The sequence below is a fragment of the Opitutia bacterium ISCC 52 genome, from assembly GCA_014529675.2.
Lineage (GTDB): Bacteria > Verrucomicrobiota > Verrucomicrobiia > Opitutales > UBA2995 > UBA2995.
The window spans coordinates 3,119,840-3,135,989 of record CP076040.1 but is presented as its reverse complement, the minus strand read 5'-3'; the positions used below and the strand labels follow the sequence as shown (position 1 = coordinate 3,135,989).

At 44.8% G+C, this 16,150-nt stretch carries 12 protein-coding genes; 11 read left to right on the top strand and 1 reads right to left on the bottom strand.

Features of this window, described 5'->3' with window-relative positions:
* Positions 1-10 precede the first annotated feature (10 nt).
* Positions 11-1,873 (bottom strand): glycosyltransferase family 4 protein, encoded by a 1,863-nt coding sequence (locus GA003_13330; protein QXD27007.1) that lies wholly within the window; start codon positions 1,871-1,873, stop codon positions 11-13.
* Between the two features lie 212 nt (positions 1,874-2,085).
* Between GA003_13330 and cysC the strand changes: the two genes are divergently transcribed.
* From cysC to GA003_13275, 11 genes are all read left to right on the top strand, one after another.
* Positions 2,086-2,697, top strand: coding sequence for an adenylyl-sulfate kinase (cysC, locus tag GA003_13325; GenBank protein ID QXD27006.1), 612 nt, complete (start codon positions 2,086-2,088; stop codon positions 2,695-2,697).
* A gap of 22 nt (positions 2,698-2,719) precedes the next feature.
* Entirely contained in the window at positions 2,720-3,622 is a 903-nt protein-coding gene (gene cysD, locus GA003_13320; protein QXD27005.1) for a sulfate adenylyltransferase subunit CysD, read from the top strand.
* 137 nt (positions 3,623-3,759) lie between these two features.
* Positions 3,760-5,004 carry a sulfate adenylyltransferase subunit CysN gene (gene cysN, locus GA003_13315; GenBank protein QXD30432.1) on the top strand — a complete coding sequence of 415 codons (1,245 nt, stop codon included), beginning with the start codon at positions 3,760-3,762 and terminating at the stop codon, positions 5,002-5,004.
* A gap of 90 nt (positions 5,005-5,094) precedes the next feature.
* A complete protein-coding gene (locus GA003_13310; protein QXD27004.1) occupies positions 5,095-5,865 on the top strand; it encodes a 2,4-dihydroxyhept-2-ene-1,7-dioic acid aldolase in 771 nt (256 codons plus the stop codon).
* A 59-nt stretch (positions 5,866-5,924) separates the two neighbouring features.
* Positions 5,925-6,599 (top strand): acylneuraminate cytidylyltransferase family protein, encoded by a 675-nt coding sequence (locus GA003_13305; protein QXD30431.1) that lies wholly within the window; start codon positions 5,925-5,927, stop codon positions 6,597-6,599.
* 8 nt (positions 6,600-6,607) lie between these two features.
* Entirely contained in the window at positions 6,608-7,447 is an 840-nt protein-coding gene (locus GA003_13300) for a DUF115 domain-containing protein (protein ID QXD27003.1), read from the top strand.
* Positions 7,448-7,829: 382 nt separating this feature from the next.
* Positions 7,830-8,675, top strand: coding sequence for an ABC transporter permease (locus tag GA003_13295; GenBank protein ID QXD27002.1), 846 nt, complete (start codon positions 7,830-7,832; stop codon positions 8,673-8,675).
* A gap of 7 nt (positions 8,676-8,682) precedes the next feature.
* Positions 8,683-10,074: an ATP-binding cassette domain-containing protein gene (locus GA003_13290; protein QXD27001.1), complete on the top strand. Its 1,392-nt coding sequence runs from the start codon at positions 8,683-8,685 to the stop codon at positions 10,072-10,074.
* Positions 10,071-13,238: a DUF115 domain-containing protein gene (locus GA003_13285; GenBank protein ID QXD27000.1), complete on the top strand. Its 3,168-nt coding sequence runs from the start codon at positions 10,071-10,073 to the stop codon at positions 13,236-13,238. The genes GA003_13290 and GA003_13285 overlap by 4 nt, the downstream gene beginning before the upstream one ends.
* A gap of 1 nt (position 13,239) precedes the next feature.
* A complete protein-coding gene (locus GA003_13280; GenBank protein QXD26999.1) occupies positions 13,240-15,453 on the top strand; it encodes a class I SAM-dependent methyltransferase in 2,214 nt (737 codons plus the stop codon).
* Positions 15,450-16,112, top strand: a complete 663-nt coding sequence (locus tag GA003_13275; protein QXD26998.1) for a class I SAM-dependent methyltransferase — start codon at positions 15,450-15,452, stop codon at positions 16,110-16,112. The genes GA003_13280 and GA003_13275 overlap by 4 nt, the downstream gene beginning before the upstream one ends.
* The last annotated feature ends 38 nt before the right edge of the window (positions 16,113-16,150 follow it).

The window sequence follows — 16,150 nt, the reverse complement described above, 5'->3', positions numbered from 1 at the left end:
GATCAACCCTTTATCTGTTTCGAATTCTATCTATAAACCTAAGCACTAGTGAGTGCCTTCTTTCTAGCTTGTTTAGAAGTATGTCCATGCGAGCGTTTCTCTTGGCTTCTTCTTCGCCTTGTTGGTCGATTGATTTGCGCCGCAATTTGAGCTGGGTGGTGAGGGGGGATTCCACTTCCTTGGCTGAAAACTCCAGACGAAGCCAGCGGATTTTTGCCGTTTCAATCTTAGGTAACGGAGCAAACAAAAGCTGAGGGTCGTGGGTGAGACTCCAGATTTCTTGTCCTTCATCGGAAATGGGTCCAAGGGTGGCACCATTGGCTTGGCAGAGAATCTTATAAGCCGATTGGGGTGTCCAAACCAAGAGGGGCTTCTGATGTTCGTCCAACAAAGCCCAGGATTTAATCAGATAAGTTCCAGGATATTGGCCCGGGTCGATTCTCAGCCAATCCATGCTTTCTTTGGGGCTGAAAGGGATCATGCAATGTTGCTCCGTTTTCAGACCATGCGATCGCCGAATAGATGAAAACTCCAATTTGTCGGGGTCGTGAGGGTAATATACCTGCAGCTCTATGGTAATGGGCGGAGGCTTTGAGAGCTTCAGTTGCTTGGTATCGCGGTTCAGGCATACCTCTTGGAGGTAGCCTCGTATCTGTAGTACCTCTTCACTCGGCTTTTGGATGGTCGATAATTCGCTTTCCAAGAGTTCGAGTGCCTTATCAATCTGATTCCCTGGAGGTTCCGAGAGTGGATTTTGAGGGGTTTCCAAAATCCGTTGATAATACTCCACCAAAGATTCCGTGTTCTTACTGAGGTTGAACCAATCGCGCCCTTTCTCCTTACCTCCTTTGGCGAGGTTCTGAGCTAGGTCTGGATTGGAAAACAATTCCTGGCAACGAGCTGCAATCTCTTCGGCGGTGGATTCTTCCAGGAGGAGGGCTTCCTCGCCGTCCTTCAATTTGCGGCCAAGGTTTGTGGTACTCGTGACGAGGGGTTTTCCGATACAAAGGAAATCAGGCAATTTTGAAGGGAGCCGGTATTCGTTGTAATCATTTTGCCTGCCGGGCTGAACCACGACATCTGCGAGTTCAATCAGACGCCACATTTGTTCACGCGGGAGATAGCCTACATCCCGAATCCAGTTCTCAGCTCCCTCAGGTAGTTGTTTGCGGACGCGAATGTCTGGAAACCCTGTCTTTAATAAAACACAGGGCGTACCATGTTCGTTGAGCAGATGAATTGCCGTGAAAAGATCTAGCAGGTCCTCGCTATTGGCACCTGAGGCTGCACCAGGGTAGGAAATGATTTTAAAGTTGTCCGGGATTGAAAAAGTTTCGCGCGAAAGTGCTGGTTCAGGATTACGGCGGAAGGCCTGAAGGTCGAAGCCTGGGTATAGCGTCTGAAACAGTTTTTCAGGAGGTAGATCGCGTGCCAGGCGATCTAGAATAAGGGTGTAGCCATCTGCAAACTCCATGAACCAGGGACCGTGGAGTGGGTCGGTGCGGTGAAGTACGTCCTCGCGGCTCATCTCAGTTGCTTCTCGGACCGCGGACTCGTCGTCCTCGAGATGGATAATCCAACGCGATTCGATACGTTGCCACAATTGTTCACAGAATTGCCTGACAATTTCTCTGGGCGTCCAGGCATGAACGATATCCGGCGGTGACCCTTCGAAACAACAGGGGCTTTTTAGCAGTTCTTCGAAGGATTGAAGTTTGATCCGAGGATAGGGAAAAAACTTCAGGGTAGGGTCCAGTTCTGGAACGGCCACAATCGTTTGGTGCCCCTGTTTGTCTAATTCGTCGGCAAAGGGACCGATGTGGTTCATGCTATTGGCAGTTATGGCGCCGTGGTGGACAAACAGGATATTCATGCAGGTAGCTAAACGGTGGGAAGGAAATCCGCTGGCACAATGGAAAAATCGAGTCTGGTCATCAAATTAAAGATGTGTTTCTGGTAAATCCTTTCTGTGCCGGACCTACAGTTTTTGGTTTATCAATCTCTTGATCACCATTTTTATGCTGGGCGGTCTCATTTATGGCTGGATTAATTTGAAAAGGCACTCAACGTCCTTAATTTAGGTTTATGACCCAAGAAACTAAAGAAATACATCCGGATTTCTCCGGACTACTTCCACGAGAAGTGAAGGAAGGCCGCTTAAACCAGCGCGGGCACGTGTTTTGGTTCTACGGATTATCGGGTTCGGGGAAGAGCACTTTGGCCTATGCATTGGAGAAAAGGCTCTTTGCTGAAGGGTATTTTGTGCAAATTTTGGACGGAGATAACGTTCGCACCGGACTGAATAGCAATTTGGGGTTCTCCGACGAAGATCGATCCGAAAACATTCGGAGGATTTCTGAGGTGGCCAAGCTGTTCGCTCAATCGGGTATTGTGACCCTGGTTTCCTTTATTACTCCCAAAATAGAACTGCGAGAGCAGGCCCGCTCTATTATTGGTACTGACGATTTCACGGAGATTTATGTGGAAGCCTCCTTCGAGACTTGTGCGGAGCGCGACGTTAAGGGCTTGTATGCCAAAGCAAAAGCGGGAGAGCTAAAACAATTCACCGGTAAGGATTCTGCATTCGAACCACCGGAAGGTGATTCTGCGATAATTGTAAATACCGAAGCAAAAACTGTCCTGGAATGCTCAAACAGCCTTTACGATCAGCTCTCAGGCTCCATAAAGAGCACCTGAAATTTTAATTTCAAAAAAACGAATGGACTATCGATTAAGCCATATCAAACAACTGGAATCCGAAGCGATCTTCGTCATGCGCGAAGTAGCCGCTCAATTTGAGAATCCAGTTTTACTATTTTCGGGCGGTAAAGACTCGATCGTGATGCTTCACCTCGCGCTCAAGGCCTTTCACCCTGCCAAATTGCCTTTCCCGCTTATGCACGTGGATACGGGGCACAATTTCCCGGAGACGATTCAGTTCCGCGATGAGCTGGTGGAGCGTTTGGGTGAACGATTGATCGTACGACTCGTCCAGGATTCGATCGACCAGGGCAAGGTTGCGGAAGAGAAGGGGATCAATGCCAGCAGAAATCGTCTGCAGATCACGACCTTACTGGATGCGATTGAGGAGCACAACTTCGACGCCTGCTTGGGTGGAGCTCGACGAGATGAGGAAAAGGCGCGAGCTAAAGAACGTTTCTTTTCTCATCGGGATGAATTTGGACAATGGGATCCAAAGAACCAACGCCCTGAGCTTTGGAATATATTTAATGGCAATAAGCATTTTGGCGAAAATTTCCGCGTGTTCCCTTTGAGCAACTGGACGGAATTGGATATCTGGCAATACATCCTCTGGGAGAATATTGAGCTGCCGCCCATTTACTTTTCTCACAAAAGAAATGTCTTTAGCAGGCAGGGAGTTTTACTGGCCGAGTCAGAATTCGTTACCTTGTCAGATGATGAAGCATCGGAAGAACGCGTGGTTCGCTTCCGCACCGTAGGGGATATGACCAATACTGGTGCTGTTGAGTCTCCGGCCAACTCCGTTGAGGACATCGTCCGAGAAGTGGCCGCTGCTCGTGTGACCGAACGCGGAGCCCGTGCGGATGACAAACGTTCCGAAACAGCGATGGAAGATCGGAAGAAGGAAGGGTACTTTTAAGTTATAAGGTCGGGGTCATTCCTTGCAATCTTGACGAAGCTTTGCCTAGTCAACGGATTCAAGGTTTGACCTCTTAAACGAGTAACCGAAAAACGAAATTTGCATTTAGGATGGAATCAGAAATAAAAGAAAACGAAATGGACCTGCTTCGCTTCACTACGGCGGGGAGTGTCGATGATGGAAAAAGCACCCTGATTGGGCGCCTTCTTTATGATAGTAAATCCATCTTTGAGGATCAATGGGATGCTGTTGAAACCTCCTCCAAAAAACGAGGCGATGAAAACGTAAACCTCGCTTTGCTGACTGACGGACTGAAAGCCGAACGAGAGCAGGGAATTACCATTGATGTAGCCTACCGCTACCATGCTACTCCTCGACGGAAATTTATCATCGCGGATACTCCGGGGCATATTCAATACACCCGGAATATGGTGACTGGAGCGTCTACCGCCAACTTGGCTATTCTATTGGTAGACGCTCGTAACGGGGTAGTGGAGCAAACCTGCCGCCACGCATTTATCGCCACCTTACTGAAGATTCAGCACTTGGTCGTCTGTGTAAACAAGATGGACTTGGTGGACTACGATGAAGCGGCCTTCCGCAAAGTAGAAGCCGATTTCCGAAGCTTTGCCTCACGCTTGGATGTCGCGGACGTTCGGTTCATTCCTATCAGTGCATTATTGGGGGACAATGTAGTCGATTGCTCCGAAAATATGCCTTGGTACGGAGGAGCACCTCTTCTGGAAACCCTGGAAACAGTTTATATAGGAGATGCCCAAAATCATGTAGATGCTCGATTCCCCGTGCAATGGGTTATCCGGCCTCAATCGTCAGAGCACCATGATTTCCGTGGTTATGCGGGACGAGTTGCCAGTGGCGTTTTTAAGCCAGGTGATGAAGTCACGGTATTGCCTTCCGGATTTACCAGTCGCATCAAAGCTATCCACACCATGGATGGTGAGCTTGACGAAGCCTTTGCTCCACAGTCGGTATCCATGACTCTCTACGACGAGATTGATATCAGTCGTGGAGACATGATCGTGAAGCCCAACAACAAACCGAAAGTGGGGCAGGATATTGAAGCTATGATCTGTTGGTTCTCTGAAAGCTCATCGCTCAGAGTTGGAGGCCGCTACCTCCTCAAGCACACCACCAAGGAAGTTAAAGCCATCGTTCGGGAAACTCGTTACAAGGTAAACGTCAACACCCTCCACAAAATCGAAGGTGAACCCGAAATTAGTCTCAACGAGATTGGCCGCATCTGCCTCCGTGTTTCAGCTCCACTTTTTCACGATAGCTACAAAAATAATCGTAGCACCGGTAGCTTCATTTTAGTCGATCCAAATACCAATGTAACCGTTGGAGCAGGGATGATTATTTAGGCTGTTAGACGGTATTATTGCTTCGTCAACTTAATCGCTTGATTTCTTCTTCTGCTTGGTCATGGGTAAGTGCTCGACTTACTTATCCTTATGGAAGCTATCAGAAAACGGCTGAAAGCCGGAGAAACGCTTATTGGCAGTTGGATTAATTCGGGTAGCCCGGCGATAGCCGAGCTCATGGCCACGACAGGATTTGATTTCCTGTGCATTGATGCAGAACATTCGGCTGTGGATTTGCCGCAAGTTCAGCAAATGTTCCAGGCCATGCACTCTGGAAATCCCAACTGCGCTAATGTCATCCGATTACATGGAGTAGACTACTCACTGGTTAAACGATACCTAGATGCTGGAGCTCAGGGGATTATCGCACCCTTGGTGATGAACCGCGCCGATGCGGAATTGCTAATACAGGCTACCAAGTATCCTCCCATGGGCAATCGAGGAGTCGGGTTTTGCCGAGCAAATCAATATGGTGCGAATCTCGAGACCAACGTGGCATCGGCCAATGATGACATCTTTGTGGCTGTTCAAATTGAACATATAGATGCGGTCGAATGCATTGATGACATTCTGGAAGTGGAAGGAATTGATGCGGTGTTTGTTGGGCCTTATGACCTTTCTGCGTCCATGGGATTGACGGCTCAGTTTGACCATCCTGACTACATCGAGGCCAGGACTCGGGTGCTGAATGCATGCAAAGCAAAGGGCATTGCCCCTGGGATTCATGTGGTGCCACCCGATGCGGATTTATTCATTGAACAGAATCAAGAGGGCTACCAACTCATGGCCTACAGTTTGGATATTACCATGGTGCTGGAATCTTGTCGGAATGCCTTGTCTAAGATTCGATCTTCACTTTAGCGCAACGTTCTAAATCTGATATTATGTCTGAATCCTACAAAACGGTGGCCTTGCTACCCATGAAAGCCCATAGTGCTCGCGTCAAAGGAAAGAACTTTCGGATCTTTGCTGGTAAGCCGCTATTTCGCTGGATCCTGGATACGCTTCTCTTTGTTGAGGAAATTGAGAAAATTGTAATCAACACGGATGCTCGCGAGATTCTAAAAGAGAATGGTCTTGTGGACACCGATCGAGTTCTTATCCGAGACCGTAAGCCTGAGATTTGTGGTGATCATGTGAGTATGAACCTTGTCATTGAAGACGATCTTGAAGCCATCGATGCTGAGACGTTCGTCATGACTCATACCACGAATCCTCTCCTAAGTGGACCTACTCTTCAGGAAGCTCTCCAGGCCTATAACAAAGGTGTGGCGGAGGATGGAAAAGATAGCCTTTTTACCGTCAACGAGTACCAAACTCGGTTCTATCGCGATGATGGTTCGGCAGTGAATCATGATCCAAATGTGTTGCTCCCCACTCAGGAGTTGGAGCCTTGGTATGAGGAAAACTCGAACCTATACATATTCACTAAGAATTCGTTCAAAGCGACGAATGCACGGATAGGGGAAGCACCCATTCTTTTTCCTACCCCCACTTTAGAGTCAGCGGATATCGATAATGCAACCCAATGGCGTATAGCTGAAATAATTGCATTGGCTGAGATGTTGGTGCAGACAGCACACCCACCTGCTTAGTCCTTGGGATGAGTTTCTTTGAGTCGATTAAGTCCTTATGGGGGAGCGAAGGCTCACTGTCTCAGTCACGGCCGAATCTCAAGAAGTTTAAACGATTTAGAAATAGATACAAAGGGCAGCGCTGTTTTGTAATGGGAAATGGTCCCAGTCTGAATCAGACGCCGTTGGAGAAACTGAAGGATGAAGTAGTCTGGGGGGTTAACCGGTGTCATTTATTTTATGACCGTATCGATTGGCGTCCTAAGTTTTATTGCGCCGTCGACCATCGGGTGACTCCGAGTATCTCTCCCGAAATTGACGCTCAGACCTTGGAGCTAACTGATACAACCTTTTTTATGCCGGAACAGTATGCCGGATTGCGAGACTGGGAAGACCGTGAGAATATTGTATGGACCAGGGAACAATTGCAGGACCCATCCCTGGGACCAGATGGCTACTTTGCCACCAACCCACCTGATTTCCTGAGAACCCCCAATACGGTTACTATCACCTGTATTCAGTTAGCTGTATTTATGGGCTTTAATCCTATCTATTTGATTGGTACCGATGCCAAGTGGATGATGCCCGAAGGGCTGGCCAAAGGTGCTGGCGAGGTACGTGATCCAGGCACTGGGGAGCTTATAAAAAACTTTGCTCTCACAATGGAAGGGGAGTCTGATCCCAATCATTTTCATCCGGATTACTTTAAGAAGGGGGATCCCTGGACAGCGCCAAACGTCGGAGGGCAGCTTTATGGTTACGGCAGGGTTAAGGAAAAATGTGATGAGCTCGGGGTCCAGCTGTTAAATGCGACTGTAGGTGGTGAGTTAGAGGTCTTTCCGCGAGTTACCTTTACCGGGTTGTTTTAGCCTTGGATCCAGGTTGAAGAACCAAAGGATCTGATTGCCCAATCTCGGTAGGAAAAAGTTTGCGTTGATTACCATTCTCGTCGCATCTTTCGTCATCCTTTAACCTATCAACCAAACCTGTCAAAACACTGCCGCTGAGACTGATTGTTCACCGGCTACCTTCTAAGATGACAATTAGCTCTGCTGTTTGCCACCCGTTCTTCAATTTAGGGTGTCTCGCTTTGTTCCTATCAGGATTTCTTCGTTTCTTCGTCTGTGCAGAGAATTCAATCCATTTCCGTCTTATTCAACTTGAGTTGAAGCATATGCGGATCCGGTTTGGCGACCAACCTATCTCAGGCCGCTTTCGATTGGCCCCCAGCTCTCCACCTGTCTTTCTTTAATGAAAGTAAACGAAATGGCGGCCGGAAAGCAAAAGCAGAAAAGGGTAGGGCCGCTGGCTTCGTTCGGCCGATTTTTCTTTGAGTGGAAAAATGGGAGGATCGTGATTCTGAGTCTTTATTCAAAGAATTACCTTCATAAATATGAAGATACTGCATTGGGTAAGGTCTGGGTCATTGTAACACCTATAGTTCCGGTTGTTCTCTATAACTTTTTGCAGTTAGCTGGCTTATTCGGCGATCCACAAGGAGGGATTCCGCGGTCTGTTTTTCTAACCTATGGACTGACTCTCTACTACAGTTTCTCGGAAGCACTCGTTACTACAACTGGTATTATTACGAACAACCGGAGTGTCATCATTTCTAGTGGTACGTCCAAGATATTACTGAGTTTATCTGAGATTCTTGGGACGCTTACTAATTTTGTAGTTCGAAGTATTCTATTCTGGATTATTGTTCAAAGCATGGGTGTGGAAATCGGAATAAGAGGAGTTAGTATTCTTTTTTGGTCTGCGATGATGATGAGCCTTGGCTGGGTTGTAGGGCTTATGCTTAGCCTCTTTGCTGTTATTTATAAGGACATTACTAACCTGGTACAGATCATTTCTTTTTATTTGTTATTTGCATCTGGTGTATTCAGGCAGATCGAGGCAGAGGGGAAAGTATGGGACTTATTGAGAGCGAGCCCATTATACCAGATAATTGGAAGAACAAGAGATTACGTATTTGGTGGCGTGGATGCCATCGCTCCCTTTACTGCCACATCCTGTATTGTTATTTTCCTGTTGTTTGTTTTTTCCATAACCATCTTTTATCGAGGGGAGCGTTACGTAGATAAGATTTTGTAGGATGTCTTTGGACTTTGCCATTCGGGTCAGTAGCGTCTCCAAAAAGTATACCATCGACGCAGAGGAGGGAAGAAAGCGTCGGCTTGTACGTTTATTGAGAGAGATTATCGGTATGCCCGCTCCCGAGCGAGAAGCCCGCTCTGGAGAATTTTGGGCGCTTCGTGATATCAGCTTTGAAATAAAGCCTGGAAAGTCTCTTGGGATTGTTGGTTTGAATGGTGCTGGGAAAAGTACCTTGCTCAAAGTGATATTGGGGCGGATTGCACAAAATCACGGTGAGGTAGAAATTAATGGTCAAGCGGGAGGACTCATAGAGCTTAACGCAGGTTTTCATCCTGAATTGGATGGTGTTCGGAATATATATAATAAGGGTGTCTTGTTGGGTAAAAGCAAAGCCGAGATTGATTCCAAACTGGAGGAAATTGTGAAGTTTGCGGACTTGGGTGATTTTATAAATTCACCGGTTAAAACTTACAGTAGTGGCATGCAGGTGAGACTCGGTTTTTCGATTGTGGTACATTTCTTACCTGAGATAATTATCTGCGACGAGATACTTGCAGTAGGTGATTTTGATTTTAGACAAAAGTGCTTTGAAAAGATCATCGAATTAAAAAATCAAAGCAGCTTCATTCTGGTATCCCATAGCAACGCAAACATTCTGCAGTTTTGCGATGTGGCTATTCTTCTGCATAAGGGGGAAATGATAAGTATCGGTGATCCTAAACAGGTCCTGAAGCACTATTCTTTTTGTAATGCAAAGCTGAATACGTTCGAGGTGAGGGAGAAGATAAGGGGCTCTGAAGAGGAGTCACCGGAAACGGTGGTTGTTTCAAAGGAAAAGGAATCCGATGAAAAAGCCAAAGTGGTTGAGACTGATTTTTCAAAGTATGGTCTCGATGCGAAAACCATTGAAAGCCTTTTTGGCCCCGAATACCAAGCAGAGGAAACTATAACAGACGTTGAGTTCTTTTTGAATATGGAACGCGATGAAAATGGATTCTATATGCATTTTGCGGGTGAGCCTCTCGTTGGTTTTCTAAGTTTTAGGCTGCTAAAGGAGTGCAAGAATCTGCGAATTGGTCTCCCTTTTTTTGATGATACGGGTAAAATGGTCATGGGCCCTGATAGTCGAGATTTTGAACCCGCATGGTCAATTAAAGGTGTTGGGCATCACGTGATGAAGATTGAATTGAAGGCTCTTCCTGTAAACTCGGGAAGATACTGGCTTACAGTTGCAATAAAGAATGATCCTGCCTTTGTATACCGAAGACATTGCGGATTTGTCTCCGTTAAGAATCACCTAGGATACTACGGTGAAGTGTTTGTTGGGTCCACATGGTCCAAAATCAAAAGTTTGAACAAAATGGAAAAGAAATTTTATCAAGTGTTTTCTAAATGAATGTATTAGTATTTACCGATAGTCGTGGGCAACACACCGCTCAGGGGACTGAGCACCTTGTTTTCGGAGACATGCTTGCCAAATTAGATGGGCTCAAAGTGGATGGCTTTTACTGTCCCTATAAGTGGACCACTACTCTAGATTTCTTATCTTCTTTTGATCGGGATCAATTGAAAGCTTACGACTTGATTGTGTTGCAGACTGGTATTGTGGATTTCTCTCCGCGACCTTTCAGTAACGCCGTTCATGATTTGTACGATTGTAAGACGGAAGAGAATTCTGAAAATCTTTCATTAAATACCAGGGATTATTCTCGCAAAGTCCGTAATTGGAAAAAGCCGATCTTCGACCGAATCTTCGGTGAGGAGACCATGAGTGAACATTTTGATGCTCCGTTTGATTCATTCTACAACGGAGAGAAAACCATTAATATGTATGGATTGGATATGGCCAGGCTCCGGTTGATCCCACTTTTGAATGATCTCCCAAATTTGCTCTATATTAATACCAATCGAATGGCAGCGGATTGGAATGGCGATTACCCGCGTGAACGCCCACGGAACATGCCTATTATCCACGATTTTTCTGAGCTCTACAGTAAGGAGATTAAGCAACAGGTGGATTTGTCTTCGTGGACAGATCGAGAAATAAAACTTTATACCACAGACAACATACATCTTACCGAAGAGGGAAATAATTTTATCTTCAACCGAGTCTTGGACCACATCGATCGTAAGGAAGATCAAGTTGAAGAGAAGTGTGTTACTCGCTATTTTCCTGGATTCTGGAAAATTGACACACCGGTCAGCCCCTTTACTCCACCGGAGGTAATCACAGCTGAAAAACGAGATAAAATTCTTCAATCCTATGGCTTAGGAGAGGGACCAGTTGCTTCGCTTGTGATCGGTTTCCGGCTCAAGGAAGGAGATCCTAGTCGATTGGACAATATGGTGTGTCTGCTGGATTGGGTGAACAAATATTTTCCGAATCTATTTGAGGTCATTTTGTTAGAGCAAGATTCGGAAAAGAGGTTTGATCAGAGCCTTCTCAAGCATGGGGAGCGCTATGAATTCATTTTTAATCCCGATAGCTACAACCGTGGATGGGCATACAATGTTGCTGTTAAGCATTTTGTAACGACTCCAGTGGTGGCCACTTGTGATACAGATGTGCTGCTTGGGAATTCATTTCTTTCTTCCGTGCTTCAATGTTACAAGGGAAAAGAGTTCGTTTCACCCTATCGAAATGTTGTCTATACTTCAGAGGAAGAGGCTAGTGATATCAGGGCTTCGCTTTCTTTGAAAAAGTTGAATTTTGATGAGAACAGCCTGAAAAATCCGGTATCAATTACGGGGGGTATATTCATTGCTACCTGTGAAGCTTACGAGCGTCTCGCTGGGTATGAACAGTATATGGGATATGCCTGTGAAGATCGTGCATTTGATGCCACTATTTGTGAATTAGCTGACCCTGAAACCGTTCTGATTCAGAATGAATCATACATCCATCTCTGGCATCCTCTCGATAATGTGGAAAAGAAGAATTTCGATGAAATCTACCAACATTTAGTAGCCAACTATGGCTGTAAATACCATTCCGAACTGACCTATCGAAGTTACATTCACCAGTATTGCCATCACGAGAATGCTCCCAAAATTAGAGAGTTAGTTCAATTTAGGAGGCAGAGTGAGGAATGGGGAGATGCCTGTTTATACAACAAGGAAAGCCTGGAAATAAACGGACTGAAACCGAAGCCAGAATGCGTTGGAAGCTTCCCCGCAGTAGTGGACTCGAAGGATACAATCTACCCGGATGAGTTTACTAATTTGGATGAATACTCTGCTCGCGAAGAATATGCGGATACGAGGGAGCCATCTGCGGAGTTGAAACACTTTTACAACAAGTACAAAGGAGAACGGTGTGTCATAATCGGCAACGGTCCCAGCCTTAACAATATTGACCTGGGTAAAATTCAAAGTGAGTACACCTTTGGAGTTAATTCACTTTACTACAAAACGAGAGAAAGTGGCTTCATGCCCACATTCTTTGTGGTAGAAGATTCTTCGGTTATGAAAGAAAACTTGGCCGCGATTAAAAAGTACCGCCCTCAATATAAGTTTTTTCCGACCATTTACCGCAATCTGCATGGAGATGCCCACAATACTTTCTTTTTCAAGATGAACCGTGGCTTTTATGAGAAATCGAGTCCCAATTATTGTGTCCCTCGGTTTTCTACAGATTTCTCCAAAATTGCCTACTGTGGACAGTCTGTAACACACATTAATTTGCAGCTAGCTTTTTTCATGGGTTTCTCGGAAGTCTATTTGGTCGGTATGGATTTTTCTTATATCATCCCCGAGAGTCACAGTCGGAAAGGGGACGTGTTGGTCTCTGATACCGATGATCCTAACCACTTCCATAAAGATTATTTTGGTAAGGGGAAATCATGGAAAGATCCCAAGCTTGACCGAGTACTGATGAACTACAAGCAGGCCAAACTTGCCTATGAAGGATGTGGCCGAAAGGTCTACAATGCTACTCATGGTGGTAAACTTGAAATATTTCCAAGAGTGAATTTTGACTCTGTCTTCCGATATCAATTACCTCCGGCATACAGTGAAGTTGAACCGAACACTGATCCCGCCGTCACGGCCCAAAACAACAATCACGAATCCTTGGTCTATCTTCCCAACCATGGTTTGGTGAATTTGGGAGAAAATTCATTTCAATTCGGCTTGGATCATCGGATCAAAGCTGTGCGCTTAAGATCGTTAAACACGGATGTACCCATGAAGTCCATCGATGTGGATATTGAAACACAGCAGGTTAATGTGAATGAATTAATGGACTTTTCCGGAAGTGAAAAACAATTTCTTCTCGATGTAATGCCGGAAGGTGAAAATTGGATCTCTCTCGGGAAGCTTGGCCAAAGCCGTAAGCATATCTTTGGTAAGTCCGCTTACCAGATCTCTGGTGGATTCCCTTGTCGATCTTGTCAGCCCAATGCCAATCATGTCGCCGCTGTATTTAGAAATGGGAACAAACGGATCATGCTGAATCTCCTAACAAACAATAGATCAATTGAAGTTCAGAATAATGGACATAAATTGATTTCCCCTATTCAAGTCGGATCATTGAATGTGATCGGATATAACAACGGATAAAATGATAGTTGATATAATCATTGTAGCTGCCTTGTTGGTGTTAGCTGCTTCTCACATCATTCTTTTAACGAAGCCAAAAGAGGAAGATCACTCTGACGAGTTATGGTTAAGCACAAACGTAGCTATCAAAGATCTCGAAAAGCATCTGATCACAATTGATCAAACCATAAACGCTCGCATGGGAGCTTTGGATTCACGATTGGATATTCAAAACCGTGTGACTGGTGATATCGGGAAACAGGTGATTTATGTGGAAGAAGAATTGATGAAATCACTCGAGGAGTATTCTTCTACGTTAGTTAATCGAGTCGATTTGTTTGAGCAGCACTTGGTGAATGAGCTCTCGAAAGCTAATGAAAATCATGCGGCATCGCTAAAGAAGTTGTCTGAAGAAACTTGGTCTGCGTTTCTTTCCACGGACAAACGTATTAAGGAGGCTGATTCGGCAAGGAAGGACTTGAAGCGCTCACTTGATCGCTTTGAAACGAAGTATGGGAAGCAAACTTTAAAGTTTCAAACGCTCATCGATGCAAATGTAGATGCGTTCAAAAAAGCAAATAAAGAATTTACTGGCCGATTCAAGGAACTGACTTCTTTGATGGAGTCCTCACGAAAGACGATCGAAAAGGATTTACAGAAAACAAACTCTCAGGTGGAAAAGGTCGGTAACAAGTTAGCTACTTCATCTGGATCATTGAATGAGAAATTATTATCCAGTAATCAGAAGAGTAAGAAGCTGATTGCCGAGACTAAGCAGAGTCTTCAAAAGTCTATTTCAGATAATCGAACTCGCTTAGAAAAGAAAACGGCTCAAGACCTTGAGAAGGTCGATTCCCATTTGGAGAAAATGGCGGATAAATTTAGTAAAGACGCTGAATCATTGAATGAGAAATTATTATCCAGTAATCAGAAGAGTAAGAAGCTGATTGCCGAGACTAAGCAGAGTCTTCAAAAGTCTATTTCAGATAATCGAACTCGCTTAGAAAAGAAAACGGCTCAAGACCTTGAGAAGGTCGATTCCCATTTGGAGAAAATGGCGGATAAATTTAGTAAAGACGCTGAATCATTGAATGAGAAATTATTATCCAGTAATCAGAAGAGTAAGAAGCTGATTGCCGAGACTAAGCAGAGTCTTCAAAAGTCTATTTCAGATAATCGAACTCGCTTAGAAAAGAAAACGGCTCAAGACCTTGAGAAGGTCGATTCCCATTTGGAGAAAATGGCGGATAAATTTAGTAAAGACGCTGAAAAGATTAACTCTCGTCTAGATAAGGAAGCGGCAAGGATTGACCAGGAGTTGATGGATCTTTTGAAAAACGATAAAGGTCTTCAGTCTGACCAAGAGCAAAGCGGGGATAGGATTAATACGATTCAAACTGATCTTGTGAGTATCAAGGAAAACGAGGACTCCTTCATGCGTCATGTCCAAAGACAGAATCAAATTACCAAAAACATAGAAAACCTCGTTAACCGTAGTAACACTTTTAACTACAATACATTTCAAGTTTTTGATCGCCGATTCGTTCGTAAAGACTACGAGGAAACGCTTAAGCCCATGTTGGAACTATTTGGGCTTAGTATGTCCTTTAATACCATGGGATATCTTGCGCACAAGATTTGCAAAATTGAAGAGGATTGCGTGGGGCGTTTAGCTACTAATATTCAAGATGCACTCATCCGATTGATCAGTGTATTTGGCCTTAAAAGAAAGCAGTGTAGAATTTTAGAAATTGGAACACTATTTGGGATCAATTTGTGTATCGTCGAAGAGTTAAGTGCTGCATATGGAAAAGAGCTGAAATACCAAGTTATTGATCCTCTGGATGGCTATTATAAACACGGCCAGCTCGACATTGTTACTAAGCAGGAAGTAAACAGTCGCAACTTTTGGTACAACATAAATAAGTGCGGATTGGATGCCGAAAAATTTGAATTAATCAAGGGGTTTAGCCACCACAAGCGTATCGTTAGGCAGGTAAAGAAACGTTCAGTAGATTTAATTTTTGTGGATGGAGATCATACTCGGAAAGGAGTTGCTTTAGATATTCGGAATTATGCCGACACTTTGAAGAAAGGTGGATTGTTTATGTTTGACGATTATGGGTCACGACAGTGGCCAGAAGTTAAAGAAGCGGTAGATGCCAGTCGCATTATCAAGAGCCAATTTACATTTATCGGGCATGCTTTTCGCACAGCTATTTACGCTAAAAAATGACCCCACGATTCTACAGAAAATTTGATTACGACAAGATGCTGCTTCCCAACCCTCTTCTTCGGCAAAGAGAAGAGGAGGTAGTAGATTTGGCTTCCGCCCAGAAACGTACTGGAAAAACCGTGGGATATCCCGGTTGGAATTTATTGTATTATTGCTGTTTGTGTTCCTTGGATCCAGACCAAGAGCACACTATAATTGAAACGGGTACCAACTGGGGTTATTCTACCATTATTCTGGCCCAGGCATTAAGAGATTCCGGCGCAAAAGGAAAGGTTCATACGATTGAGCTGGAAGAGGAGAATCTACAAATTGCTCGAAAGAATTTTGAGGAAGCTGGAGTATCTGATTTGATAAATACCTATCAGGGAGATAGCTTAAGATTGTTAGCAGAAGTCCTGGAAGGCAAAACGCCATCGTTCGTGTTTTTAGATGGCAATCACTCTATGCCTCATGTGTTACACGAATTTGGGTTGGTCGAACCTACTCTTGTTGTTGGCGGCAAGGTCTATTTTGATAATACCGAGGACATTGGCCAAAAAGAGGATCTCCTCGTTTTTGGTGCGTTGAAAGAGATTGAAAAAGAATATCAAGGCAACCTCGTCAGATTTCCTTTTTGCTCTTGGTATACTCCGGGGCAGGCAATTTGGGAAAAGTCTTAACGGATTTTCCTCATCCATTCGAGATCGGTTTGGTTCGT

Coding starts and splice junctions, on each gene's coding strand:
- GA003_13330 (QXD27007.1), bottom strand. CDS start 1,873: ATGAATATCCTGTTTGTCCACCACGGCGCCATAACTGCCAATAGCATG.
- cysC (QXD27006.1), top strand. CDS start 2,086: ATGACCCAAGAAACTAAAGAAATACATCCGGATTTCTCCGGACTACTT.
- cysD (QXD27005.1), top strand. CDS start 2,720: ATGGACTATCGATTAAGCCATATCAAACAACTGGAATCCGAAGCGATC.
- cysN (QXD30432.1), top strand. CDS start 3,760: ATGGACCTGCTTCGCTTCACTACGGCGGGGAGTGTCGATGATGGAAAA.
- GA003_13310 (QXD27004.1), top strand. CDS start 5,095: ATGGAAGCTATCAGAAAACGGCTGAAAGCCGGAGAAACGCTTATTGGC.
- GA003_13305 (QXD30431.1), top strand. CDS start 5,925: ATGAAAGCCCATAGTGCTCGCGTCAAAGGAAAGAACTTTCGGATCTTT.
- GA003_13300 (QXD27003.1), top strand. CDS start 6,608: ATGAGTTTCTTTGAGTCGATTAAGTCCTTATGGGGGAGCGAAGGCTCA.
- GA003_13295 (QXD27002.1), top strand. CDS start 7,830: ATGAAAGTAAACGAAATGGCGGCCGGAAAGCAAAAGCAGAAAAGGGTA.
- GA003_13285 (QXD27000.1), top strand. CDS start 10,071: ATGAATGTATTAGTATTTACCGATAGTCGTGGGCAACACACCGCTCAG.
- GA003_13280 (QXD26999.1), top strand. CDS start 13,240: ATGATAGTTGATATAATCATTGTAGCTGCCTTGTTGGTGTTAGCTGCT.
- GA003_13275 (QXD26998.1), top strand. CDS start 15,450: ATGACCCCACGATTCTACAGAAAATTTGATTACGACAAGATGCTGCTT.